General features: G+C 75.9%; 19 protein-coding genes and 3 pseudogenes. 7 read left to right on the top strand and 15 right to left on the bottom strand.

Features of this window, described 5'->3' with window-relative positions; translation table 11 throughout:
• Positions 1–39: 39 nt before the first annotated feature.
• The 5 genes from KSNIM_RS31535 to KSNIM_RS31515 all read right to left on the bottom strand — a co-directional run bounded on the left by KSNIM_RS31535 (position 40) and on the right by KSNIM_RS31515 (position 4,274).
• Entirely contained in the window at positions 40–1,248 is a 1,209-nt protein-coding gene (locus tag KSNIM_RS31535; protein ID WP_263106534.1) for a hypothetical protein, read from the bottom strand.
• A 10-nt stretch (positions 1,249–1,258) separates the two neighbouring features.
• Positions 1,259–2,965 (bottom strand): serine/threonine-protein kinase, encoded by a 1,707-nt coding sequence (locus KSNIM_RS31530; protein WP_263106533.1) that lies wholly within the window; start codon positions 2,963–2,965, stop codon positions 1,259–1,261.
• A 179-nt stretch (positions 2,966–3,144) separates the two neighbouring features.
• Complete coding sequence (locus tag KSNIM_RS31525) at positions 3,145–3,450, bottom strand: DUF1876 domain-containing protein (RefSeq protein WP_263106532.1); 306 nt, start codon at positions 3,448–3,450, stop codon at positions 3,145–3,147.
• Positions 3,447–3,617, bottom strand: coding sequence for a hypothetical protein (locus tag KSNIM_RS31520; RefSeq protein ID WP_263106531.1), 171 nt, complete (start codon positions 3,615–3,617; stop codon positions 3,447–3,449). Before KSNIM_RS31520 ends, KSNIM_RS31525 begins: the two co-directional genes overlap by 4 nt.
• A 153-nt stretch (positions 3,618–3,770) precedes the next feature.
• Positions 3,771–4,274 carry a phosphohydrolase gene (locus KSNIM_RS31515; RefSeq protein WP_263106530.1) on the bottom strand — a complete coding sequence of 168 codons (504 nt, stop codon included), beginning with the start codon at positions 4,272–4,274 and terminating at the stop codon, positions 3,771–3,773.
• Between the two features lie 92 nt (positions 4,275–4,366).
• On the opposite strand from KSNIM_RS31515, the gene KSNIM_RS31510 reads away from it, so the two are divergent.
• Together KSNIM_RS31510 and KSNIM_RS31505 are read left to right on the top strand one after the other, a co-directional pair.
• Entirely contained in the window at positions 4,367–4,996 is a 630-nt protein-coding gene (locus KSNIM_RS31510; RefSeq protein WP_263106528.1) for a uridine kinase, read from the top strand.
• 108 nt (positions 4,997–5,104) lie between these two features.
• Positions 5,105–6,097, top strand: a complete 993-nt coding sequence (locus KSNIM_RS31505; RefSeq protein WP_263106527.1) for an RNA ligase family protein — start codon at positions 5,105–5,107, stop codon at positions 6,095–6,097.
• Positions 6,098–6,127: 30 nt separating this feature from the next.
• On the opposite strand, the gene KSNIM_RS31500 is transcribed toward KSNIM_RS31505, so the two are convergent.
• Positions 6,128–6,916: a DNA-formamidopyrimidine glycosylase family protein gene (locus KSNIM_RS31500; protein WP_263106526.1), complete on the bottom strand. Its 789-nt coding sequence runs from the start codon at positions 6,914–6,916 to the stop codon at positions 6,128–6,130.
• Positions 6,917–7,069: 153 nt separating this feature from the next.
• Here KSNIM_RS31500 and KSNIM_RS31495 point away from each other — a divergent pair, with 153 nt between their 5' ends.
• A complete protein-coding gene (locus tag KSNIM_RS31495) occupies positions 7,070–7,501 on the top strand; it encodes a hypothetical protein (protein ID WP_263106525.1) in 432 nt (143 codons plus the stop codon).
• On the opposite strand, the gene KSNIM_RS31490 is transcribed toward KSNIM_RS31495, so the two are convergent.
• Positions 7,480–8,949 carry a bifunctional phosphatase PAP2/diacylglycerol kinase family protein gene (locus KSNIM_RS31490; protein WP_263106524.1) on the bottom strand — a complete coding sequence of 490 codons (1,470 nt, stop codon included), beginning with the start codon at positions 8,947–8,949 and terminating at the stop codon, positions 7,480–7,482. The genes KSNIM_RS31495 and KSNIM_RS31490 overlap by 22 nt on opposite strands.
• 236 nt (positions 8,950–9,185) lie before the next feature.
• Positions 9,186–10,326, bottom strand: a pseudogene (locus KSNIM_RS31485) (lytic polysaccharide monooxygenase).
• Positions 10,327–10,354: 28 nt separating this feature from the next.
• Here KSNIM_RS31485 and KSNIM_RS31480 point away from each other — a divergent pair.
• A complete protein-coding gene (locus KSNIM_RS31480; protein ID WP_263106522.1) occupies positions 10,355–10,906 on the top strand; it encodes a hypothetical protein in 552 nt (183 codons plus the stop codon).
• A 53-nt stretch (positions 10,907–10,959) separates the two neighbouring features.
• Here KSNIM_RS31480 and KSNIM_RS31475 read toward each other — a convergent pair whose 3' ends face one another.
• The 6 genes and pseudogenes from KSNIM_RS31475 to ligD all read right to left on the bottom strand — a co-directional run bounded on the left by KSNIM_RS31475 (position 10,960) and on the right by ligD (position 17,579).
• Positions 10,960–12,117 carry a sensor histidine kinase gene (locus KSNIM_RS31475; RefSeq protein WP_263106521.1) on the bottom strand — a complete coding sequence of 386 codons (1,158 nt, stop codon included), beginning with the start codon at positions 12,115–12,117 and terminating at the stop codon, positions 10,960–10,962.
• A 5-nt stretch (positions 12,118–12,122) separates the two neighbouring features.
• Positions 12,123–12,818, bottom strand: coding sequence for a response regulator transcription factor (locus KSNIM_RS31470; RefSeq protein ID WP_317634117.1), 696 nt, complete (start codon positions 12,816–12,818; stop codon positions 12,123–12,125).
• 175 nt (positions 12,819–12,993) lie between these two features.
• Positions 12,994–13,891, bottom strand: a pseudogene (locus KSNIM_RS31465) (ADP-ribosylglycohydrolase family protein).
• Between the two features lie 45 nt (positions 13,892–13,936).
• Entirely contained in the window at positions 13,937–14,650 is a 714-nt protein-coding gene (locus KSNIM_RS31460) for an SMI1/KNR4 family protein (RefSeq protein WP_263106520.1), read from the bottom strand.
• A 721-nt stretch (positions 14,651–15,371) separates the two neighbouring features.
• A complete protein-coding gene (locus tag KSNIM_RS31455) occupies positions 15,372–16,457 on the bottom strand; it encodes an IS110 family transposase (RefSeq protein WP_263106518.1) in 1,086 nt (361 codons plus the stop codon).
• A 225-nt stretch (positions 16,458–16,682) separates the two neighbouring features.
• On the bottom strand, positions 16,683–17,579 hold the full coding sequence (ligD, locus tag KSNIM_RS31450) for a non-homologous end-joining DNA ligase (protein WP_263106517.1): 897 nt from the start codon (positions 17,577–17,579) through the stop codon (positions 16,683–16,685).
• Positions 17,580–17,611: 32 nt separating this feature from the next.
• Between ligD and KSNIM_RS31445 the strand changes: the two genes are divergently transcribed.
• Positions 17,612–18,601, top strand: coding sequence for a Ku protein (locus KSNIM_RS31445; RefSeq protein ID WP_263106516.1), 990 nt, complete (start codon positions 17,612–17,614; stop codon positions 18,599–18,601).
• A gap of 175 nt (positions 18,602–18,776) precedes the next feature.
• Here KSNIM_RS31445 and KSNIM_RS31440 read toward each other — a convergent pair whose 3' ends face one another.
• The gene (locus tag KSNIM_RS31440) at positions 18,777–19,664 is read right to left on the bottom strand and encodes an S-methyl-5'-thioadenosine phosphorylase (RefSeq protein WP_263106515.1); all 888 of its coding nucleotides are present in this window, start codon (positions 19,662–19,664) and stop codon (positions 18,777–18,779) included.
• 223 nt (positions 19,665–19,887) lie between these two features.
• On the opposite strand from KSNIM_RS31440, the gene KSNIM_RS31435 reads away from it, so the two are divergent.
• Both KSNIM_RS31435 and KSNIM_RS31430 read left to right on the top strand, forming a co-directional pair.
• Positions 19,888–20,619 carry an alpha/beta hydrolase gene (locus KSNIM_RS31435; protein WP_263106514.1) on the top strand — a complete coding sequence of 244 codons (732 nt, stop codon included), beginning with the start codon at positions 19,888–19,890 and terminating at the stop codon, positions 20,617–20,619.
• A 168-nt stretch (positions 20,620–20,787) separates the two neighbouring features.
• Positions 20,788–22,219, top strand: a pseudogene (locus KSNIM_RS31430) (hypothetical protein); the annotation flags it as partial.

Raw genomic sequence — 22,219 nt, 5'->3', positions numbered from 1 at the left:
GCCTCCGACAGGGGAGGGTGTTCCGTCAAGTGCAGGTCATCAGGGGCAGGTGTAGGGGAAGGTCACCGAGGAGGTGCCGCTGCCCGGGCCGACGATCTCCAGGGTGGCCGTCGCCTGCATGCTGCCGTGGCCCTGGAAGGTCCAGCGGAGCACCACGTCCGTGGTGCGACGGCCGCTGGACACCGGCTGGGTGAGGACACCGGAGTCGGTGCCGTCGCTGCGCTTCCAGCGGTAGCGGACATTGCCCGCGCCGCCCTCGGTGGAGATCGCTCCGGTGATCACCGCCGTGCCGTCGCAGGCCGGGCCCTTCGCGTTGTCCGTACGGACGGCGACCCCGGTCACCGCGACCGGCCGGCCGTAGCGGTCCCAGGCCAGCCAGGCGAGCACCGCGATCAGCAGGAGCAGCGGCAGCAGCAGCCAGCGGCGGCGCCGGCGCTTCGGCTGCTCCGGGGCCGGCGGGACCGCGGTCGCCCCGTGCCAGACGGCGGCCGCCTGCGGGGGCACGCCCGGCCCGAAGCGCTGCAGTCCGTCCTGCGCGGCGGGTGCCGGGACCGCAGCCGGGGGCACCGGGGTGCCCATGGCCGGGGTGACCGGGGTGCCCATGGCGGGCGTGAGGGGGGTGCCCATGGCCGGCGTCGGCGCGGGGACGGCGGTGCCGACCGGCGGGGTCGGCCAGACCTGCGGGTCGAGGAAGGTGGCGCTCTCGAAGCTCTCGGCCGGCGGCTGCTGCTGCGAGGGCGGCGGAACGTACGCCTGCGGGGCGGGCCGCGCCCCGGCACCGCCGAGCCGGACGGTCGCCTCGGGGTTGGGCTGCGCGGGGTTCAGCCGGACGGTGCCGTCCGGGTCCGCCGCGGGCACGGGGGACGAGCCGAGGCGGACGGTCGCCTCCGGGTCCGGCTTCGCGGCGTTCAGCCGGACGGTGCCCTCGGGGTCGGCCTGCTTCGCCGGGCCGAGCCGCACGGTGCCCTCCGGGTCCGGCGCGGGCGCGGGCGCGTTCAGCCGGACCGTCGCGTCCGGGGTCGACCGCGGCGCGTTGAGGCGCACGGTGCCGTCCGGGTCCGGCTGCTTCGCCGGGCCCAGGCGGACGGTGCCCTCCGGGTCCGGCGCGGGCACCGGCGACGAGCCGAGGCGGACGGTCGCCTCCGGGTCGGCGGCGGGCGCGTTGAGGCGCACGGTCTGGTCCGCCCGGGGCGGCTTCGAGCCGAAGCGGACGGTGGCGTCCTCGTCCGGCTGCTGCGGGGTGCTCATGTCTCGTTCCTCAGGTCAGGATGACGCAGGTGCTCGTGTTGACGGGACCGGACGAGCTGCCCTGACCCGATTCGGCCGCCGGATTCGAGCTCACCCGCGCGCTCCAGGAGCCCGTGGTGCTCGGAGCAGACAGGGTGGTGGTGAAGGTCTTCGTCCCCTTCGGGATGGTGACCTGCACGGTGGAGGCCGGCAGCCGGCTCACGCCCGAGTACCAGGCAACGGTCACGGTGCCGCTCGCCACACCGTCCGTCGCGGCCGTGATCCTGGCGACCACTTCGTAGGACCGGTTGCCACAGGTGGTGCTCACGCTCAGCCGGAGGACCCGCAGGGTCGGCGGCGGCGGGGCACTGGTCGTGGGCGTGGTCGGCGGGGCGCTGGTCGGCGGCGTGGTCGGCGGGGCCGTGGTGGGCTTCTTGGTCGGGGTGGGGCTCGGCGAGGCGAACGGCGAGGTGGTCGGGGAGGTGCTCGGGGACGCCGAGGCCGACGGGGAGGCCGAGGCCGAGGCGGACACCGAGGGCGATCCGGACGGCGAGGCGCTCGGCGACGGTACCGCCACGGGCCCGTCGGCACCGAAGGTCGTGGTGGCCTTCGGTGCGGCGACCTCGGTGGTGGTGGTCGAGTCGGAGGCTCCGGCGGCCGCGACCCCGGCCAGGGTGCCGCCGAGCAGGACGAGTCCGGTGGCCGCGCTCAGCAGCTTGGCTCGCGGACCGAACCGGCGGACGGCCGTGACGCCGCCGCCCGCGCCCTGCGGGAGGGTGGTGGTGGCGACGGAGGTGTTGCCGGCGGCATGCCCGTGCGGGTGGGGCAGCAGCAGCGGCAGCAGGGCGACCAGGCCGGCCAGCTGGCGGCGGCCGCGCTCCTCCCACTCGGGCCCGTACGTGCCGGCGGCGACCGCCTCCAGGTCGGCGACCAGGTCGGCGGCGCCCTCCGGCCGGTCCTGCGGGGTCTTGGCGAGGCCGGAGCGGATCAGCGGGCGCAGCGCCTCGGGCGCCTGCTCGTCGGGGATGTCCGCCTCGGTGTGCTGGACGGCCAGCTCCATCAGCGTGGTGCCCGCGTACGGCTTGGCGCCGGTCAGGCACTCGAAGAAGGTGGCGGTCGCGGCGTAGACGTCGCCCCGCGGCGAGGCGGGCTCGCCGGCCCACTGCTCGGGCGCCATGTAGGCGGGGGTGCCGGCGATGTCGCCCTTGGCGCCGCTGGGCACCGCGATGCCGAAGTCGACCAGCTTGGAGACGCCCTCGGTGGTGACGATGACGTTGCCGGGCTTGTAGTCGCGGTGCACCACGCCCGCCCGGTGGGCGTCGGCGAGGCCGAGCAGCGAGCCCTTGAGCACGGCCAGTGCGGCCTCGGGGCCGGTGGCGCCCTCGGCCTGCAACAGGTCGCGCAGGGAGATGCCGTCGACGAGCTCCATGACGATGGCGGCGCCCTGCGGGCCCTCCACGTACTCGTACAGACGGGTGACGTGCGGGGAGTCGAGGCCCGCGAGCAGCTCGGCCTCGGTGCGGAAGTTCTCGTGGTCGGCGTGGTCGCCGTTGAGGTACTTGACCGCGACGGGGGTGCCGGTCGCGTCGTGGCTGGCCAGCACGACGCGCCCGGCTGCTCCCGCACCGAGCTCGCGCTCGTGCGTGTAGCCGGGGAGCTCCCAGCGCGCGTCCTGCGGTATCGCAGCGTCCTGGGGGGCCTGGCCCTCGGGGCCGCCCTTGCCTCTGTTCTCGTCCACCGTTCCTGCCACCATGACGTCGGTCACCGTACCGGGCGTACGGCCACCGACAGTGACGCACCCGCGGTCCGGCGGGTTCCGGTCCGCGGGTGCTGGAAGGTCACGATTCAGCTGTTTCGCACACTACTTGTCGCCTTCGGCTACCTTCTTCCGGCGGTGGGCGGGTCGGTCGTGCACGGTTACTCCGTGTCGCGGCGGCGGGCCGACTCGGCGGCCTCGGCGGCGACGGAACCGGCGTGCACCAGGCGGTGTCCGAGGTCGAGCAGGGCGCGGCCGACGGCGAGCTCGTCGCCGATGGCGGGGACGGCGGGATCGTGGGTGCTGCGGCGCGCCTCGGCGTCGGCCTGCATCGCGCCGGTGCCCTCCATCGCCGTGCCGCCGGACTCGAGGACGGCGTGCGCCCTGGTGACGTCGCCGTCCTCGGTGATCACCAACCGCACCTGCCACTCGCTGGTGTGCGGCCCCTCGCCGGCGAGCGCGCTCACCGGCCGAGCTCCTCGGAGGGCTCGTCGAGGCGGTCGCCCTCGGCCGTCGACTCGTCCTGCGCGTGCGCGGTCTGGTACGAGGTGATGCCCTCCTCGGGGTCGCGCGAGCGCACGTCCTCCTCGTCCCGCTCCGTCTTGTCGTTCATCCGCTGGTGCATGTCGGACATGGCCGCTCCCTGTGCTCGGGCGGTCGGCGGGCCCGTGACACCCGGCGGCAGCGCGCCGCCGCGGCGGGCGGGGCCGGCCGCGTTCCTGCTTCCAGCGTGCTCCTGCCCGGGCCCGGGGGCCACACCGGTCCGGCGCCGCCACGAGCACCGGTGTCAGCCGAGCTCGGCCAGCAGAGCGGGGTTGACCAGGCCGACGACGGCACGGACGTCGGCCTCGCCGACCGCCGGCCACAGCACCCGGCGGGCCGCCCGGTAGCGCTCGGCGAGCCGCCGCCGGTCCGCCCCGTCGAGCCGGGCCACCCGCTCGGGCAGCGAGTTGTGCGCGTTGTCCGCGATCTTCAGCAGGGCCGCGGAGTGGTCCCCGGCGATCTGCGCCAGCATCTCCTCGTAGGGCGTGCCCGGGACCTTGGTGACCCGCCGGACGGTCGCCACCACGGCGGACGGCACCCCGGCGCGCAGCAGGTCCTCGGCCGTCAGCGGAGTGTCCTCCAGCACGTCGTGCAGCAGCCCGGCCATCTGGAGACCGGTGCCGAACGGGGCGAGACCGGCCGCCACCGCCCGGACGTGCTCGACGTACGCGACGCCGATCTTGTCGACCTGCCCGGCGTGGGCGCGGGCGGCGAGAGCATCGACATCGGCCAGGGTCGGTTCGGACACGGCGGTCTCCCCTCGGGTACGGCGCCGGGCCCCGACGGCCCGTCAGTCGCGGCGAAATATAGTCGGCCGGGCCGACGGGAAGGAGCAGCAGGGTGCGGGTGACACCGATCTCCACGGAACGGCTGACCGCCCTGGTCGCCGACCGGGTCGAGGACGCCGCCCGGGCCGCGCCGTGGGTGCGGGTCGCGGTGGACGGCGCCGACGCCGCGCGGCCGGGTGAGCTCGCGGACGCCCTGGTCGGGCCGTTGCGGCTGCGCGGCCGCCCGGTGCTCCGGGTGTCCGCCGCGGACTTCCTGCGGCCGGCCTCGATCCGCCTGGAGTACGGCCGGCGGGACTCCGACGCCTTCCACGACCTGTGGCTCGACGACGGCGCACTGCTGCGCGAGGTGCTGGCACCGCTCGACCCGGGCGGCAGCGGACGGGTGCTGCCCTCGTTGTGGGACGCCGGCGCCGACCGGGCCACCCGGGCGCCCTACACCGAGCTGCCGCCGGGCGGGGTGCTGCTGCTGGACGGGCCGCTGCTGCTCGGCCGCTGGCTGCCGTTCGAGCTCACGGTGCACCTGGCGATGGGCCCGGGCGCGCTCGCCCGGCACACCGCCGAGGCGGAGCGCTGGACGCTGCCCGCCTTCGCCCGCTACGAGGAGGAGACCCGTCCGCGGGAGGCCGCCGACCTGGCCGTGAAGGTCGACGACCCGCGGCACCCGGCACTCGTCGAGCCCTGACCACGGACGGGCCCGACGACGGACGGGCCCGACCACGGACGGCGTGGACCGGCCGGCCGGCTGGTAATCCCGTTGCCGCCCGGCGGGACCGGCCGGGATGCTCGGCGGATGTCCGAGAGCGTCTTCGCCCCCTATCCGAAGATCCCCGAGCGGGCGGCGCTCAGCCGGTCCGCCGTCCGCCGCTGGACGGCCACCGAGAAGGTGCACGGCGCCCACCTCGCCCTGCTCTGCGAGGGCGGCACGGTACGGCCGGCCAAGCGGCGCGAGCTGCTGGAAGGCGACGCGCTGGACGGGTTCTTCGGGCTCGCCCGGATCTGGCCGGGCCTGGCGGTGGCCGCCGCACGGGCCGCCGGGGCGCTGCGGGAGGAGTACCGCACGCCCGGGCGGGTGGTGCTGTACGGCGAGCTCTTCGGCGGCCGCTACCCGCACCCGGCCGTCCCGCCGGAGGACGGTGCCCAGGCCGTGCAGACCGGGGTCTGGTACGCGCCGGGCCTGCACTGGTCGGTCTTCGACGCGGTGGTCGAGGTCCGCGGCGAGCGGTGGTGGGCGGGCGACGCGGTGCTGCGGCGGGCCGCCGCGGCGGCCGCGCTGCCGTGCGCGCCGCTGCTCGCCGAGGGCCCGCTGGTGCGGCTGCAGCAGTTGCCCGCGGCCTTTCCCAGCCTCGTCCCCGCCGGATTCGACCTGCCGCCGCTCGCGGCGAACCTCGCCGAGGGGTACGTGCTGAAGCCCGCCGAGGACGTGCCGGTGGAGGCCGGGCGGCCGGTGCTCAAGGTCAAGCAGGCGGGCTTCGCCGAGGACGCCCGGTACGGCGGCGCCCGCCCGTACGCCGTCCCGGCCGGTGGGGCGGCCGGCGTGCCCGGCTGGCTGGTCGAACAGGCGGCCGCCCTGCGCACCCCGGCCCGGGCGGCCTCCGCCGTCTCCAAGCTCGGCCCGGCGGCCGGGCCGGCGGAGGTCGCCGCCGAGATCGCCCGGGACACCGTCGAGGACCTCGCCGACCGCCTCGGCGGACTGCCCGCCGCACAGGCCTCCCGCCTCACCGCCTGCCTCCACCCGGCCGCGCTGCACCTCGCCCGCCTCGACGCCACCGGGCGCACCGCGTGAGGCAGCCGCGCCGTCGGGGGCGCCGGCGGTTCAGCCGGGGGTCGGGCCGCGCTGGCAGCGTGGGCACCAGACGGCGGGGCGGTCCTCGGCGTGCGGGGCCGTCCGCAGCGGGGTGCCGCAGCGGGCACAGGGGCGACGCGCCCGGCCGTAGACCCAGGTCCGGCGGTCCGGGTGCGGGTCGCGGGTGGTGATCCGCTCGGCCCGCAGCTTGTTGGCCTCCAGCAGGTGCTGCGCCTTGGCGAGCACCCGGTCGAGCACGGCGACCTCGCCGACCGGCGTCCACGGGGTGACGCCGGCCATGAAGCACAGCTCGTTGGCGTACACGTTGCCGATGCCGGCCAGGTTGCGCTGGTCGAGCAGGGCCTCGCCGACCGGCCGGGCCGGGTCGGCGGCGAGTCGGCGCAGCGCCTCGGCGGCGTCCCAGTCCGGGCCGAGCAGGTCGGGGCCGAGGTGGCCGACGGCCCGGTCCTCGTCGGCGGTGCGGAGCAGTTCGACGACGGGCAGACGGTAGCCGACGGCCGTCCGCTCGGCGGTGCCGAGCACGGCGCGGATCTGGTGTGCCGGGCCGCCGTGCCACTTCTCCCCGGCACGGAAGACCGCCCACCGGCCGTCCATCCGCAGGTGCGTGTGGAGGGTGAGGCCGCCGTCGAAACGGGTGAGGAGGTGCTTGCCGCGCGGCACGACGTCCAGCACCAGGCGGTCCGTCAGGTCGGCGGTCGCGTGGGCGGGCACGCGCAGGTCGGCCGCAGTCAGCCGGTGGCCGGCCAGGGCCTCCCGCAGCTGCACGGCCGTGCGGTAGACGGTGTCGCCTTCGGGCACTCCCCCATCATGCCCGTCGGCCGGGGCGCCAGGTGCCGGGCGGACCTCCCGGCGGCCGACCGGGACGGCCGGGTGTCCCCGACCTGCCGTCCCTGGTGCAGGCGGTGGCAGGATGCGTCCCGGAGAAAGGGGGGCTCGGTGACCGTTCAGGCCGTGCGGAGAACGACGGAGTGCGGGAGGTGCGGCGGCGCCCTCCTCGAGGACATCGGCCAGTTCGTCCGGTCGGGGCGGCTCGGCTGGGGCATCGACACGGACTGCGCCGGTTGCTCGCTCGTCTCCTGCGGCGACGAGTGGGGCCCGGCGCCCGCGTCCGTCCGGCGGGCGCTGCTGGCGGAGCACGGCACGTTCGCGGTCCGCCCGGCGGGGCCCGCGGTGAGCCTGGTCGGTCTGCTGCGCGCGCTGCGCGAGGACGGCACCCGCTCGCTCGCCGAGGCGCGCCGCCTCGCGGACGAACTGGCCGCGACCGGTCTCACCGGCACCCTGGTGGAGATGGAGTTCCTCGCCGAACGGCTCCGCCACCGCGGGGTCGCGGCCGTGGTCGGGCCGGCCGGGGCCGGGCCGGGTCAGGACTCGGCCGGGCGGTAGACCGTCAGCCCGGCGGGCGTCTTGGCGAGGACCAGGTGGTCGGGCGCGTCGACGACCTCGCCGTCCACCGCGGCGTGGGCGACGCCGCGCAGGTCGGTGAGATCGAGGGCGGACAGCCGGGCCTCGCGGTAGACCGGGGAGCGGCCGAGGGTGCCGAGCAGGAAGGCGGCGACCAGCCGTGTCCGGGCGAACGGGTGGCTGCCGTCGACCGCGCGGACGTCGAGCAGTCCGTCGTCGAGCCGGCTGCGCCGGGTCGGGGCGAAACCGGGCGGGTCGTACACGCTGTTGCCGGCGAACAGCAGCCACAGGTTGCGCGGCACCCCGGCGACGGAGACCCGGACGGGTTCGGCGGAGGAGAGCACCTCGACCAGGGCGACGGCGAGGGCGGGCCACTTGCCGAACCGCTTCTCGTGCCGTTCACGGACGCGGACGAGGTCGGGGTAGACGCCGATGCTGAAGGTGTTGAGGAAGGGCAGGTCGGTGCCGTCCGGTGCGCTGACCCGGCCGAGGTCGACGGCGACCGCGCTGCCGCTCTCCACCGCCTCTGCCGCACGGGCGAGTTCGTCGACGCCGAGGTCGAGGGCGAAGTGGTTGAGGGTGCCGCCGGGGAAGACGGCGAGCGGCAGGCCGGCGCGGCGGGCGACGGTGGCGGCCAGGTTGACGGACCCGTCGCCGCCGCAGATGCCGAGCGCTCCGCCGGCCTCCGCGGCCCGGGCGGCGGCCCGCTCGACCAGGGCGGGCAGGTCGTCCTCCGGTCCGCGTTCGACGATCTCCGCCTCGGGGAGCAGACGGCGCAGTTCGACGAGGGTGGCGTCGGGGCCGTCCGGCCCGGAGTCGGCGTTGACCACGACGACCAGGCCGGCGCCGCGCGGCAGGGCGGGGGCGGCGATCCGGGCCGGAGCGGCCCGCGCGGGCTCCTCGGCGGCGCGCGGCCACCACCGGGTGGTGAGCAGCGCGGCACCGGCGCCGAGTGCCGCTCCCGCGAGCACGTCGCCCGGGTAGTGCACCCCGACGTACACCCGGGAGGCCATCACACCGAGGGCCAGCGGGGCCGCGCAGGCGGCGAGCGCGGGCGACTCGATCGCCAGGCCGACGGTGAAGGCCGCGGCGGAGGCGGAGTGCCCGGAGGGGAAGGAGGTGGTCAGCGGCTGCACGGCCAGCCGGCGGGCGAGCGGGACGTCGTCGAGCAGCGGCCGGGGCCGCCGGGTGGCGTACTTGGCCGGGACGTTCGCCAGCAGCGAGGCCAGGGCGAGCGAGCCGGCGCCGCGCAGTGCGGCCCGCCGGGCGGTGCGGTTGCCGGTGGCGGCGAGCGCGGCGGCGACGCCGAACCAGAGCACCCCGTGGTTGGCCGCCTTGCTGAGCCGTGGCAGCACGGGGTGGGCCCCGCGCAGCCGGCTGACGGCGACGCGGGCGAAGAGTCGGCGGTCGAGACTGCGCAGCGCCCTCATGGAGCCAGCCTAGGCGGTACCGGCCGGGGCGTGCTCACCTCGCGGTGCGGGTCGGCCGGGTCTCCGCAGCGGCCCGCGGGCGGCTGACGGTCCGCCACACCGTCGGGTGCGGGACGGCCACGGCGGCGGGCGGGGCCGGGCCGTGGTGGGCCTGCCGGCGGGCGGGGCCGGGCCGTGGTGGGCCTGCCGGCGGGCGGCGCGCCGGCAGGCCGGGGGACGGCCGGGCCGGACGGCGGTCACATGACCGTGCGGGAGTACCCGGCCGCGGGGTCGGGCGCGCCGCCGTCGGCGACGAAGCCGAAGGTGGTGGAGGCACCGACGGCGAGGGATCCGTTCCAGTCCGCGTTGTCGACGGTGGCGGCGGTGCCCGTCCCGGTGCTGACACCGTTCCAGACGCTCGCCGGCGACTGGCCGCCGGGCAGGGTGAAGTGGACCACCCGGCCGAGGATCGGGGTGGTGCCGGTGTTCTTGACCGTCACCTCGCCCTGCTAGCCGCCGGACCAGCTGCCGACCGTGCGGTAGGCCGTGGAGCAGGCGGCGCCGGCCGGCGGCGGTTCGGTCGGGCCGCTGCCGTCGCCGACGCCGGTGACCTGGCCGGTGCCGCCGTCGAAGACCACGTCGGAGCAGGAGTAGGAAGGTCTCGGTGCTGTCCGAGCGCTGCCAGACGGTGTAGATGACGTGCCGTCCGGACGTGTTCGCGGGCAGCGGGCCGCTCCAGGTGTACTTGTCGTCGATCGTGCCGACCGTGCCCGAGAGCGGCGGGTCGGCGACCGACCGGAAGGGCGTGCTCTTCAGGGCGTCCCAGGTGAGCGGCTCGGTCGGGTCGTAGCCGTCCTTGGTGACGTACTGGCGGAAGCTGCCGGGGTGGGCCGCCCAGGCGTTGTCGCCGAAGGTGAACGGGGCACCGCTGGTCAGGCGGGTCAGCGGCCGGTCGGTGCGGGCCTGGTCGAAGCCGGTGACGTCGGGGTTGCCGCCGCTGCACAGCTGTCCGTCGGGCACGAAGCCGCGGGTGCGGCCGGCGCCGTCCGAGCGCAGCACGGAGAACCAGTTGTAGAACGGCGTGGTGCCGCCGGTGGCGGCCGCGGAGGCGCAGGCCGCGTTGCGGGGCTTGATCTCCCCGGTGGGGGTGATGGCGTCCCGGTAGCAGAGGAAGGTCCGGCTGCCGGGCGCCATCGGCGCGCCGTGGGCCGCGGCCCGGGGGCTGCCCAGCACCACCAGCACGAGTGCGGGCACTGCGGCGAGCAGAGTCAGCAGGCTGAGCAGGTGTAACCGTCGGCGGAGGTCGGCCACGTGCGTCGTCCCTCTCGACAGGTGGGGCGGGCCGGGTGGCCGCGCCCCGGACGGCCCCGCCGCGCCGCCGGAGCCCGTCCGGGTCATGGTCGAGGCAGCACCCACCCCTAGGAGGTTGACGGCCACCCTGGCGGCCTTACTCGCCGCTGGCAGCCCGCTCGTGCTGGCCGCGCCGGCATCGGCGGTCACCCTGGTCGGCATCGACCGGGCCGTGATCGACCCCAAGATCCCGAGCCGGGTCCGGGCCGATGTCACCTACCTCTGCGACAGCCCGTCCGGCGAGCGGTCGTTGAACGTGTCCGTCGAGCAGACCGACCCGGAGGACTCGGAGGCCGTCTCGTTCGGCACCACCCGGGCGGCGCCGGCCGGCATCCTCTGCAACGGGCTGCCGCACACCCAGACGGTCATCGTGCAGTCGAAGACCTACAACTGGCTGGCCGACGTCCCGGCGATCGTCACCACCACGCTGACCGACCTGGGCTCGGTGCCCAACCCCGCCTACGCGGACGCGAAGAGGATCGTGCTCACGGTCGGGGCCGCACCGCCCGCCACGACCGAGCCGCCCACCGACGGCACCGCTCCCCCGCCCACCGGTGACACCACCCCTCCGCCCGCCGACACCCCGGCGCCGCCGGTGACCGAGCCGGCCCGGCCGTTCGCGCAGTGACCCCGGCCCGTCCGCGGGACCGGGGCTCCCGGCCCCGCGGGCGGGTCCGCCGCTCAGACCCGGGCGGCCTCGGCGGCCGGCAGCGCGATCTCGAAGCAGCAGCCGCCGGCGACGTTGCGGACGGTCGCCCGTCCCTCGTGCGCCTCCACGATGCCCCGGACGATCGCCAGGCCGAGGCCCGCCCCGGAGTCCCCGTGGTGCGGGCCGGCACCGCCGCTCGCGCTCCGTGGCGTCCGGGCGGCGCCGCCGCGGAAGCCGGTCTCGAAGACCCGTGGCAGGTCCGCCTCGGGGATGCCCCCGCAGCCGTCCGTCACCGATACCAGCACCTCGTCCTCCGCACGCCGTGCCGCGACCGCCACGACCCCGTCCGCGGGGGTGCAGCGGATCGCGTTGACCAGCAGGTTCCCGAGCACGCGGCTGATCTCCCGACCGTCCACCTCGACCGGTTCGGCGGCCACCGGGCCGCCCTCCAGCCGCACGCCGCGCTCGCGGGCCAGCGGGGCGGCGCCGGCGATCGCGTCGCCGACCAGGTCGTAGACCGACAGGCGCGACGGCGAGAGCGTCAGCGCGCCGGCCTGGATCCGGGAGAGTTCGAACAGGTCGTCCACCATGCCGGTCAGCCGGTCCACCTCGGTGCGCATCCGGGTCAGATAGCGCTGCGGCTCCTCGGCGACCCCGTCCTCCAGCGCCTCCGCCATCGCCCGCAGGCCCGCCAGCGGGGTGCGCAGATCGTGCGAGATCCAGGCGATCAACTCCCGGCGCGACTGCTCCAGTGCCTGCTCACGCCGCCTGGACTCCGCGAGACGGGCACTCGTCGCCGCCAACTCCGCGCTGAGTTGCGCGAGTTCGCTGCCGAGCGGCTGTGCCGGCGGGGCGAAACCGTCCTCACTGCCCACCGTCCGTGCGGCCGCGGCCAGCGCCCGGCTGCCCGCCACCACCTGGCGGCCCAGCAGCGCCGCGGTCGCCAGCGAGACCACTGCGGCCATCAGGGTCACCGTGACCACCACGCCGAGGTCGTGCTCCGACAGGAACATCGCCTGCGCCACGGCCACCGTGCCCGCGGTCATCGCCACGACCGTCACCACGGCGACGCACAGCAGCGACAGCGCGACCGAGCGGCGGCGCAGCAGCCGCACCGCGGGCCAGCCGAGCAGGCCGGCCGCGCCGGCGCCCAGGGCCGCGAAGGCGGCGATCAACAGCAGGTCCCTCATGGCGGTCAGCTCCCCACCGGGTCGAAGCGGTAGCCGACGCCCCAGACGGTGCTGATCAGGCGCGGCGCGGCCGGGTCGTCCTCGATCTTCTCGCGCAGTCGGCGGACGTGGACGGTCACCGTGGACAGGTCGCCGAACTCCCAGCCCCACACCCGTTGCATCAGCTCCTCCCGTCCGAAGACCTGGCCCGGGTGCCGGAGGAAGAACGCCAGCAGGTCGAACTCGCGCAGCGTGAGCGACAGTTCGGCACCGGCCCGGCGGGCGCGGCGGGCCTGCGGGTCGAGTTCCAGGTCGCCGCTCGCCAGCAGCGCGGGGGCCGCCGCAGGGGTCGCGGCGGCCGCGGCCCCGGCGCGGCGCAGCACGGAGCGGACCCGCAGCACCAGTTCGCGCGGACTGAAGGGCTTGGTGACGTAGTCGTCCGCACCGAGTTCGAGGCCGAGGATCCGGTCGGACTCGTCGCCCTTGGCGGTGAGCATCACCACCGGCAGCCGGGCGCCGTGCTCGGTCTCGCGCAGCCGGCGGCAGACCTCCAGGCCGTCGATCCCGGGCAGCATCAGGTCGAGCACCACCAGGTCGGGGCCGCTGGCGGCGGCGGCCAGCGCCTGGTGGCCGTCGGCGGCCCGGTCCACGGTGTACCCGGCCCGCCGGAGGTAGCCGGTGACGACCTCGGCGACGGTCGGGTCGTCGTCGACCACCAGGATGCGGCCGGCGTTCGGGGGGCGGCTGTCGCCGTCGGGCACGTTCACGCCTCCGAGGATAGGCAGGTGGCCCGGGCCCGCCGACCTGCCCGGGCGTTCCGTCCGACTTCCGTAAGGAGCTCCGTCACGGCCTGAAGGCCCGGCAGTGGGCGGTACGCGTGCGGGGCCGCCAAGGGGTTCAGGAGTCCAGGCGGTGGGCGAGGTCGAGGAGGTCGGACAGGCGCAGGACGCGGCCGGCGGAGCTGGGGAGGGGGACGTGCAGGGGGTGGGTCCAGCGGGTGGGGACGGCGTCCAGGCCGTAGACGGCGCCGGCGAGGGTACCGGTGACGGCGGCGACGGTGTCGGTGTCGCCGCCGAGGTCGACGGCGGCCCGCAGGGCCTGCTCGAAGCCGGTGGTGGTGCGCAGCGCCCAGACGGCGGAGCCCAGGCAGGGCCAGACGGCGCCGTTGGGCTCGGTGGCGCGGTCGGGGTGCCGGTCGGGGGCGCAAACGGCGGCGTGGCGGTCGCGGTTCTCCGGGTCGACGGCGATGAGGGTGGCCGGGAGGGCTGCGAGCGGGTCGCCGCCGGCTAGGGCGATCCGTACGAGTTCGTGCAGGATCGCGGTGCCCTCCCAGGCGGCGCGGTCGCCGTGGGTGAGGGCGGCGATCCGGCGGGCGGCGTCCATGGTGGCCGTGCGCCCCGCGCGGGCGAAGCGGACGGCCGAGGTCGCGGCCCGCATGAGTGAACCGTTGCCCGCGGCACGGAGGTTGGTCTGGAAGTGGATCGCTGCCGCCAAGTCCCAGGGCAGGCCGCCGGTGAGGACGTCCTCGGTCTGGATGCCGATGTCCTTGGGTTCGGAGGCCGCCCAGTGCCGGAAGCGGTCGAAGAGGTCCGGCAGGTCCAACCCGCCGCGCTCCAGCGGCGATTCGGCGACCAGGATGGCCATCTGGGTGTCGTCGGTGGCCTCACCGGCCTCCCAGCCGCCCCCGCCGCACATCTCGCCGCCCGCGCCGGGCGCCGGGAAGCGGGCCGAGAAGGCCCCGGCCGGCCCGAACTCGAAGGGTGCCCAGGGCGTCCCCGACGGCCGAGCCGACCACGGCGCCGGCGGCGCGGGCGGCCCGGCCGTCGGGGGGCCGCGCGGTTCATGCGCCGTCGGCGTTCAGCCAGGTGCCCGGGAGGTTCTTGCGGAGGTCGGCGAGGGCCTCGGGGGTGCGGGCCCGGACGTACAGGGCGCCGCCGTCGTCCTCGCGGAGCAGGACGTCGTCCCCGGCGAACCAGCGGCTGCCGGACGGGGCGGAGAACACCGGGTAGTCGGGGAAGGGCAGTTGGACGTAGCCCTCCTCGATCCCGAGGAGGGTCCGGACGTCGAGCGGTTCGAGGTGGTCGGTGCGGTCCTCGGGCGCGCGCAGGGACTCCGAGAGGACCAGTTCGACCAGGGCCACCGAGAGCCGGTCCAGCCAGGGCCGCCAGGTGCCGCCGGTCTCCAGCACCACGGACGGGTCGGGCCGGTGCAGTTCGTCGACCGGGATGCCCCAGGCGGCGCCCTGCTTCCCGTGACGGAGGACCAGGACGCCGCCCCCGGCGTCGAGGTGGAGCTCCGCGGGGCCGAGCAGCGGGTCGTGGTTGGCGGTGAGGTCCTCGCGCCGGCCGAACCGCCCGTACGCCTCGCGGAGCGCCGCCGGCAGCCGGTGCCCGAGCCGTTCCTCCGCGGCGGCGAGGTCGGCCTCGGCCCAGCCGTCGCCCTCCGCGAGCGGAGCGACCCAGTGCTCCGCGAAGTCCTGCACGAACCACCAGGCCGCCGCACGGTCCTCGAGACCGGCCGCGACACCTTCCACGAGATCGAACCCCTGTGTCATACCCCGGACCCTACCCGCCGGGTCCGACCACCCGGCACGGACCCGGAAACCCGGACGACGGGGCGTCAGCCGTGGTGGCACGCTGGTCCGATGGCCACGACGATCACCACGGGTCCCGCGGAATGGGTGACCCTCTTCACCGTCGAGAACCTGTCCGGCCTGCCGCGCCCGGGGTTCACCCTCGCCGTTTGACTGCGCGACCGCGGCATCGACTGGTGGCCCTTCGGCGAACGGGACGTCCGCTGCGACCTCGCCTGCGGGCCCGGTCCCGCGCCCGGCGGACGCTGGGGCGGCGACATCACCGTCCGGGTCCGCGCCGCCCCGCTGCGCCGCCTCGGCCTGCATCCCGAACAGCCCTGCGCCGACGCCATCCTGCCCTTGACGCGGGACTAGTGGGGCCCCTGGACGCGGAGCCGGACGTGGGCCGTCCGCCGCGAGGAGATCGCCCTGGCACGTCTGCTGTGGGCCCCGGCCGGGTGACACCGCCCCGGCAGCTGCCCTTGCGCGGCACTTGAGTGGCGTGTGGGGCACCTCCCGGCCGAGGGCCGGGGGAGAGGGGAAGTGCGCAATCCGGGGGTGGGTGTCACGTCAGCACGGGCCGAGCCGCGATTCGTCCGGTGACCCGTTTCCGGATCACACAGTCCCCCGCGCCCCGGAGGTGTGCCCATGGCCGCGGAAGCCACGCCCGGGGCCGGGAGTCCGGGGGATGCTCCTATGGCTGTCAAGCCGCGGGGGCGAGGGCGGGTTGGGTGACGTGGGTTGTTGGTGTGCTGGTCAGGCTGCGGTAGACCTCGCGGGCGACGAATCGCTTGAGGCAGCGCATGATGTCCTTCTTGGACATGCCTTCCTTGGTGCGGCGTGCGACGTAGGCGCGGGTGCGCGCATCGAAGCGCATCCGGGTCAAGACGATGGTCTGCAGGGCGTTGTTCGCGGCCCGGTCGCCACCGCGGTTGAGGCGGTGGCGGTGAGTTCGGCCGGAGGACGCGGGGATCGGGGCGACCCCGGCCAGGTGGGCGAACGCGGCCTCCGAGCGCATCCGTTCGGGGTTGTCCCCGGCGGAGGCAAGGAGCTGGCCCGCGGTCTCGGGGCCGACGCCGAACAGCGCCAGCAGTGCGGGTGCGGCCTTTCTGACCAGTGGGCCGATCTCGGTGTCGAGCTCGGCGATCTCCTCGTCCATCGCCCGGTGGCGGCGGGCCAGCCGCCGCAGTGACGCCCGGGTCGCCGCCAGCGGGCCCGAGAGGTCGTCGCCGGGCCGCAGCCGGGCCAGCGTGCGTATGAGTTCCGCGCGGTGCAGGCCGGCGACCTGCTCGCGCAGCAGAGCTGGCGCGGAGACGAGCAGGCCGCGGATCTGGTTCATGGCCTGGGTGCGGGCCTTGACCGCGCTGCGGCGGGCGACCCGCAGGACGCGAACGGCCTCGACCACGCCGTCCCGGCTCTTGGGGACGCCGGTGGCCCGGCCGGACAGCACGGCGGTGGCGGCCGCGTAGGCGTCGATCGGGTCGGACTTGCCCTTCGTCCGCCGGGCCTTGCGGTCGGGGCGGTCGACATCGACGACGGTGACGCCGGCGGCGGTCAGGACCCGGGCGAGTTCGGCGCCGTAGGCGCCGGTGCCCTCGACCCCGACCGCGCTCGGCGTGCCGTGGGAGCGCATCCAGTCCAGCAGGTCGCGATAGCCGCGGATCGTGGCCGGGAACTCCCGGTCGGCCAGGTGCCGGCCGATGGAGTCGATCACCGCCGCGTGATGGGTGAGGCCGTGGGTGTCGACTCCGCCGGTGATCTCCCGGTGGTCGTGCGTCATGCTGGTCATGTCCGTCCTTGCGAGTCCGTTCCGAGGGCGGCACGCGCCGGTCGGGCGGGTGGACAAGACAGTGACGGGGCTTCTGGACCAAGCTCCTATGAAGTCACAAGCACCCGTCCGGCCGCGTGCGTGGTGATGCCCGGCGGGCCGACAAATCCCAAACAGGACAGTCGAGACGTCAGTCAGTCGGAGGGTCAGACCCACCGGCAACATCACCACGTCACATCCTCACTGTCAGTCGACGCCCGGCAGTTCTGCGGCCTGGCCGAGGAGAGGGGCGAGCAGGTCGCCGTGCTCGGCGATGCGGGCGAGGACGTCGTCGGGGGTGAACGCGAGCTCGTCGGGGGTGGCGCACTCCTCGACCTCGCCCCAGGTGAGCGGGGTGGAGACGCCGGGCACGGCGGTGGCGCGCAGCGTGTAGGGCGCGGCGGTGGTCTTGGCGGTGGTGTTCTGTGACCAGTCGACGAAGACCTTGCCGCGGCGCAGCGCCTTCGCCATCCGGCTGACCACGTGCCGGGGGTGCTCGGCGGCGAGGCGTTCGGCGAGCGAGCGGGCGTAGCCGACGACGGCGGAGGCGTCGCTGGGGCGCAGTGCCGCGTACAGGTGGAGGCCCTTGCTGCCGGAGGTCTTGGCGTGGGCGGTGAGGCCGTCCTCGGCGAGGTGTTCGCGGACGAGCTGCGCGACCCGGCAGCAGAGCGTGATGTCGGCGCCGGGGCCGGGGTCGAGGTCGATGACCAGCCGGTCGTGGGCGGCCGGCCCGGTGTCGGCGCTCCACTGCGGGACGTGGAGTTCGAGGGCGTACCCGTTGGCGAGGGCCATCAGGGTGGGCAGGTCGTCGACGGTGACGCGCTCCTTGGGGCCCTCGTGGCTGTCGACGACCATGGTGCGGACCCAGTCGGGCAGGCCGGGCGGCGGGTTCTTGGCGAAGAAACCCTCCTCGCCGACTCCGGAGGGGAACCGCAGCAGGGTCGCCGGCCGCCGCCGCACGTGCGGCAGCAGGTGCGGTGCGACCTGGGCGTAGTAGTAGAGGGCCTGGCCCTTCGTCCAGCCGGTCGCCGGCCACAGCACCTTGTCGAGGTGGGAGAGGACCAGGCGGCGGCCTTCGACTTCCGTGACCTGTCGCTCCGGCATACCGTGGTAAATCCCCATGAAAGGGACAGGTCATGCCACAGGTCACCTGGAAAGGTGTCATCACGTTCGGGCTGGTCAGCGTACCCGTACAGCTGTACGCCGCGACCGAGGAACACAGCGGCCCGACCCTGCACCAGGTGCACGCGAAGGACGGCGCCAGGATCCGCCAGAAGCGGTTCTGCGAGGCCGAGGGCGTCGAGGTGCCGTACAGCGAGGTGGCCAAGGGATACGAGAGCCCGGACGGCCGCCGGGTGGTGCTGGACGAGGAGGACCTGGCGGAGCTGCCGCTGCCGAGCAAGAAGATCATCGACGTGCTGGCCTTCGTACCGACCGACGCGATCGACCCGCTGATGTACTCCAAGGCCTACTACGTGGCCACCGCCGACAAGGCACCCGCCAAGCCGTACGTGCTGCTGCGCGACGCGCTGGTGGAGAGCGGGCAGATCGCGGTGACCAAGGTGGCCATGCGGACCAGGGAGTCGCTGGCGGTGCTCCGCGTGCACGGGAACGCGCTGGTGCTGCAGACCTGCCTCTGGCCGGACGAGGTCCGTTCGGCGGAGGGCATCGCCCCGGACGAGACCGTCTCGGTGCGACCGCAGGAGCTGAAGATGGCCCGCTCGCTGATGGACACCCTGTCGGAGGACTTCGACCTCTCGGCGCTGCACGACGAGTACCAGGCGGCGCTGCAGGGCCTGATCGAGGCGAAGCTCGCCGGGGTGGAGGTGCCGCACGGCGAGGAGGAGGCGGCGGCCGCGGGCGGGGACAACGTGATCGACCTGATGGCCGTGCTGCGCAGCAGTGTCCAGGCGGCGAAGAGCGGGCACGCGCGGTCCGCGGCGGACTCCGGAACGGCCGGGGCGGACGCCGCGGACGAGCCGGCAGCCCGGAAGGCGCCGGCGAAGAAGGCGCCCGCCAAGAAGGCCGCCGCGGCGCGCAAGGCCCCGGCCGAGAAGACCGCCGCGGCAAGGAAGACGCCGTCGAAGACCGCCGCCAAGAAGGCGGCGCCGCGCCGGGCATCCTGAGTCCCGGCAGGGCGGAGGGAGCACCGCCTCGTCCGAGGGCCCGGCCGCGTCGGGCGGGCCTGACCCCCGGAACCGCCAGACTGGGTGGCGTCCGGAGCAGCGAAACGGTTCTCCCTGCGGGACTCGCGCGGCGCGCCCGGCGGCGCCGGTGCGCCGGCTCCGGCGGCCGGCGCGGTCACCCGGCGGCGGACGGCCCGGGGACACCGGCCAGGCCGGTCTCCAGGCCGTCGAGGGCGTGCGAGCAGACGCAGTCCCGGGCGGTGGGCAGGTCGGCGACCGCCTTGAAGAGGACGGTGCGCAGCCGGTCCACGTTGCGAGCGAAGACCTCCAGCACCTCGGCGTGGGTGACGCCCTCGCCGGTCTCCACGCCCGCGTCCAGGTCGGTGACCAGCGCCAACGAGGTGTAGCAGACCCCGAGTTCGCGAGCCAGGACGGCCTCCGGGTGGCCCGTCATGCCGACGACCGACCAGCCGTTCGCGGTGAACCAGCGGGACTCGGCACGGGTGGAGAACCGCGGACCCTCGACAACCACCAGGGTGCCGCCGTCGACCGGCTCCCAGGCGTTGGCGCGGGCGGCGGCCAGCGCGGCCCCGCGGCCGTCCGGGCAGTACGGGTCGGCCATCGAGACGTGCACCACCTCGGGCAGCGAGCCGTCCGGCAGCGGCAGGCCGTCGTAGAAGGTCTGGGCCCGGCCGAGGGTGCGGTCGACGAACTGGTCCGGCACCAGCAGCGTGCCCGGACCGTACTCGGTGCGCAGTCCGCCGACCGCGCAGGGGCCGAGCACCTGCCGCACCCCGAGCGAGTGCAGCGCCCAGAGGTTGGCCCGGTAGTTGATCCGGTGCGGCGGCAGGGTGTGCCCGCGGCCGTGCCGCGGCAGGAAGGCGACGCTGCGGCCCGCCACCTCCCCGAGGAAGACGGAGTCGCTGGGCGGCCCGTACGGGGTCTGCACGGCGACCTCGGTGACGTCGTCGAGCAGCGCGTACAGGCCCGAACCGCCGATCACGCCGATCTCGGCCCGGACGGGGGTGCCCGTGGCGGGCGGGGTCGAGGGGGCGTCAGGCATGGCCTCTCCTTCGGGTGTGACGGTCTCTCGTCGAACGGCTGCCTCCGGACCGCGGACCGGTCGGCCGCCCCCCACATTACGAGCCGCGGGGCCGCCCCGAGCGGACGGACGCCGAACGGTCCGCGGTCGGCGCCCGGCCGGCCCCTGCGGCGGCCGATCCGTCCTTACGGCGGCCCCGGGACGCCGCGTACAGTGACAGCCTCGGCTGACAGGAGTGACGACGATGGACGGACAGGCGGTCCCGGGGGCACCCGGCCACCGTGCACTGGTGTGGCGCGAGCGGCCCGAGGCACCGGCCGCCGCGGTGCTGGTGCTGCACGGCGGCCAGGAGGCGGGACTGCACCGACCCGGCCCGGTCAACCTGCCCGGTCTGCGGATGCGCCCGTTCGCCCGTGCCGTGGAGAAGGCCACCGCCGGCGCCGGGGTGGCCGTCGGCGTCGTCCGCTACCGCTGCCGCGGCTGGAACGGCGAACGCGCCGACGCCGCGCAGGACACCCTCGCCGCCCTGCAGGACCTCGCCGAGGAGCTCGGCCCGGTACCGACCGTACTGATCGGCCACTCGATGGGCGGCCGCGCCGCCCTGCGGGCCGCCGGGCACCCTTGTGTGACCGGCGTGGTCGCGCTCGCCCCCTGGTGCCCCGAGGACGAGCCGTGCGAGCACCTGGCCGGCCGCCGCCTGCTGATGCTGCACGGCGACCTGGACCGGATCACGGCCCCGGACGCCACCCTGCGCTTCGCCGGCCGGGCCCGCGGCGCCGGCGCCCGGGCGGCTGGCTACCGGGTGGCGGGCAGCGGTCACACCCTGCTGCGCCGCGCCGGCGACTGGCACCGCGCGACCGCCGAACTCACCGCCGGCCTGCTCGGGTTGCGCGACCTCCCGCCGGACGTGGCGGCCGCGCTCGACCTGCCGTCCTCGGCCGACGGCGGACTCCAGCTCGCCCTCGCCCACCGCTGACCGACCGCCTTCCGGGGCCCGCGGGAAACCGCTGCCCGGGCTCTGGGCGCGGCCCCGCGGCGGCGCTACAGTGTGCCGGCCGTCCCGCCCGCACACCCCGTGGGCCGGAGCGGCACGGCACGTCCTGATGGCGCGGGACGCCCCGAACGGGGCGGAGGGGCGGCGGCGATGGGTTCTGCGGTCCGGGCGGGAGCGGCCGGTGCACTGGGCGGCAGGACGGCCGCCGCGGTGGCGGCCGGGGCCCTGGTGGTCACCGGGGCGGTCGGCGCCGGTGTGTGGTGGGCGAGGTCGGAGCCGCAGCTGCGCGTGGTGCAGCGCAATGCGCAGGTGGCGCTGGCGGCGGGCGGGCAGCAGACCGCGGTGGCGGGTTGCGCCGCGAACGAGACGGCCCTCGGCGGCGGGTACGCGGTCGACGGCGCCGGGTACGCCACCACCAGCGAGTTCGTCGGCAGCAGCGCCTGGCTGGCGTCCGCGTACAACCCCGGCAGCACGCCGGTGACCCTCACCGTGTACGCGCTGTGCGTGAACGCGCCGGTGGAGTTCGCCCCGCGCGGTGCCTACACGCGGCGGGCACTGGCCTTCCGGGACCGCTCCGACAAGTGGACCGGCAGCACCCTCCACGACCTGACGACCGACGGCCCGTGGGCCGGGCTGGCCGGCTCCGCGCTCGGCACCGACACCTGCATACCCGGATTCACCATGACCGGTATGGAGTTCCGGGCCGGCAGGGCCGTCGCCGGGCACGGCGCGGCCCCGCTCCCGCTGGACGGGCTCTCGCCCCTCGACCGTTCCGCCACCGCCCCGTTCGCCTGGTCGGCCTCGGTCAATCCCGGTACCGAACTCACGTCCCGTACCTACCCGTTGACGAACAGCGAAGGCGCCGAACGTCGCACCAGGATCGAGGACCCGCAGCCGCCGCAGGCCAACTACGCGGTCGGCGTCCGGGCGATCTGCGCCAAGCTCGAGGACGTCTCCGTGGTGACCGCACAGGCGGCCGTCGCGGCCGGCGGCACGGCCGAACTCACCGTGCACTGCCCGAAGAAGACCTTCGCGGTGGGCGGCGGCTTCGCCTTCACCGTGGCCGCCGCCAGCGGCGGCGGCACCCGGCCGCAGCCGTACTTCGGGGACGGCCTGCTGTACGCCTCCGCGGACGGACCGCCGCCCGGCAGCTCCGGGCACGTGGTCAGGGACTGGCACCTCACGGGCCGCAACGAGCAGTCGGCCGGCACCGAGTTCCGCGACTCGGTGTGGATCGAGCACAGCAGCCGCGAGGAGCTCACCGGCAACGGCTACTTCGGCTCCCGGGCGCGCGGCGCGGACGACCAGGAGCTCCGCGGCGCCACCGTGCCCGCGAGCCAGCAGATCACCGGCATCGCGATCTGCGGCACGGTCGACGCCCCGCCCACCCGGCCGGGTCCGACGGCGACCACGGCGGCCCCGGGCGTGCCGCTGCCGTCCTGGGACCTGCCGACCGCGCCGGGGCTGCCGACCGTGGCGACGGCCGGGCCGAGCGGCTCCCCCGGCCCGTCCGCGTCCGCCGGCACGCCCACGGCCGGACCCTCGGCCTCCGGCGGCGCCTCCCGTACTGCCGGTGCCACGC

It is taken from the genome of Kitasatospora sp. DSM 101779 (genome assembly GCF_025655475.1).
Lineage (GTDB): Bacteria > Actinomycetota > Actinomycetes > Streptomycetales > Streptomycetaceae > Kitasatospora.
The sequence above is the reverse complement of the archived record's forward strand: the minus strand, read 5'-3'. Positions and strand labels throughout refer to the sequence as shown.

Excerpts from the sequence above, each read along its gene's own strand:
- KSNIM_RS31435 (WP_263106514.1), top strand. The coding sequence starts at position 19,888 with ATGGACGGACAGGCGGTCCCGGGGGCACCCGGCCACCGTGCACTGGTG.
- KSNIM_RS31520 (WP_263106531.1), bottom strand. The coding sequence starts at position 3,617 with ATGTCCGACATGCACCAGCGGATGAACGACAAGACGGAGCGGGACGAG.
- KSNIM_RS31445 (WP_263106516.1), top strand. The coding sequence starts at position 17,612 with ATGCCACAGGTCACCTGGAAAGGTGTCATCACGTTCGGGCTGGTCAGC.
- KSNIM_RS31490 (WP_263106524.1), bottom strand. The coding sequence starts at position 8,949 with ATGAGGGCGCTGCGCAGTCTCGACCGCCGACTCTTCGCCCGCGTCGCC.
- KSNIM_RS31440 (WP_263106515.1), bottom strand. The coding sequence starts at position 19,664 with ATGCCTGACGCCCCCTCGACCCCGCCCGCCACGGGCACCCCCGTCCGG.
- KSNIM_RS31535 (WP_263106534.1), bottom strand. The coding sequence starts at position 1,248 with ATGAGCACCCCGCAGCAGCCGGACGAGGACGCCACCGTCCGCTTCGGC.
- KSNIM_RS31455 (WP_263106518.1), bottom strand. The coding sequence starts at position 16,457 with ATGACCAGCATGACGCACGACCACCGGGAGATCACCGGCGGAGTCGAC.
- ligD (WP_263106517.1), bottom strand. The coding sequence starts at position 17,579 with ATGCCGGAGCGACAGGTCACGGAAGTCGAAGGCCGCCGCCTGGTCCTC.
- KSNIM_RS31505 (WP_263106527.1), top strand. The coding sequence starts at position 5,105 with ATGTCCGAGAGCGTCTTCGCCCCCTATCCGAAGATCCCCGAGCGGGCG.
- KSNIM_RS31475 (WP_263106521.1), bottom strand. The coding sequence starts at position 12,117 with ATGAGGGACCTGCTGTTGATCGCCGCCTTCGCGGCCCTGGGCGCCGGC.
- KSNIM_RS31460 (WP_263106520.1), bottom strand. The coding sequence starts at position 14,650 with ATGACACAGGGGTTCGATCTCGTGGAAGGTGTCGCGGCCGGTCTCGAG.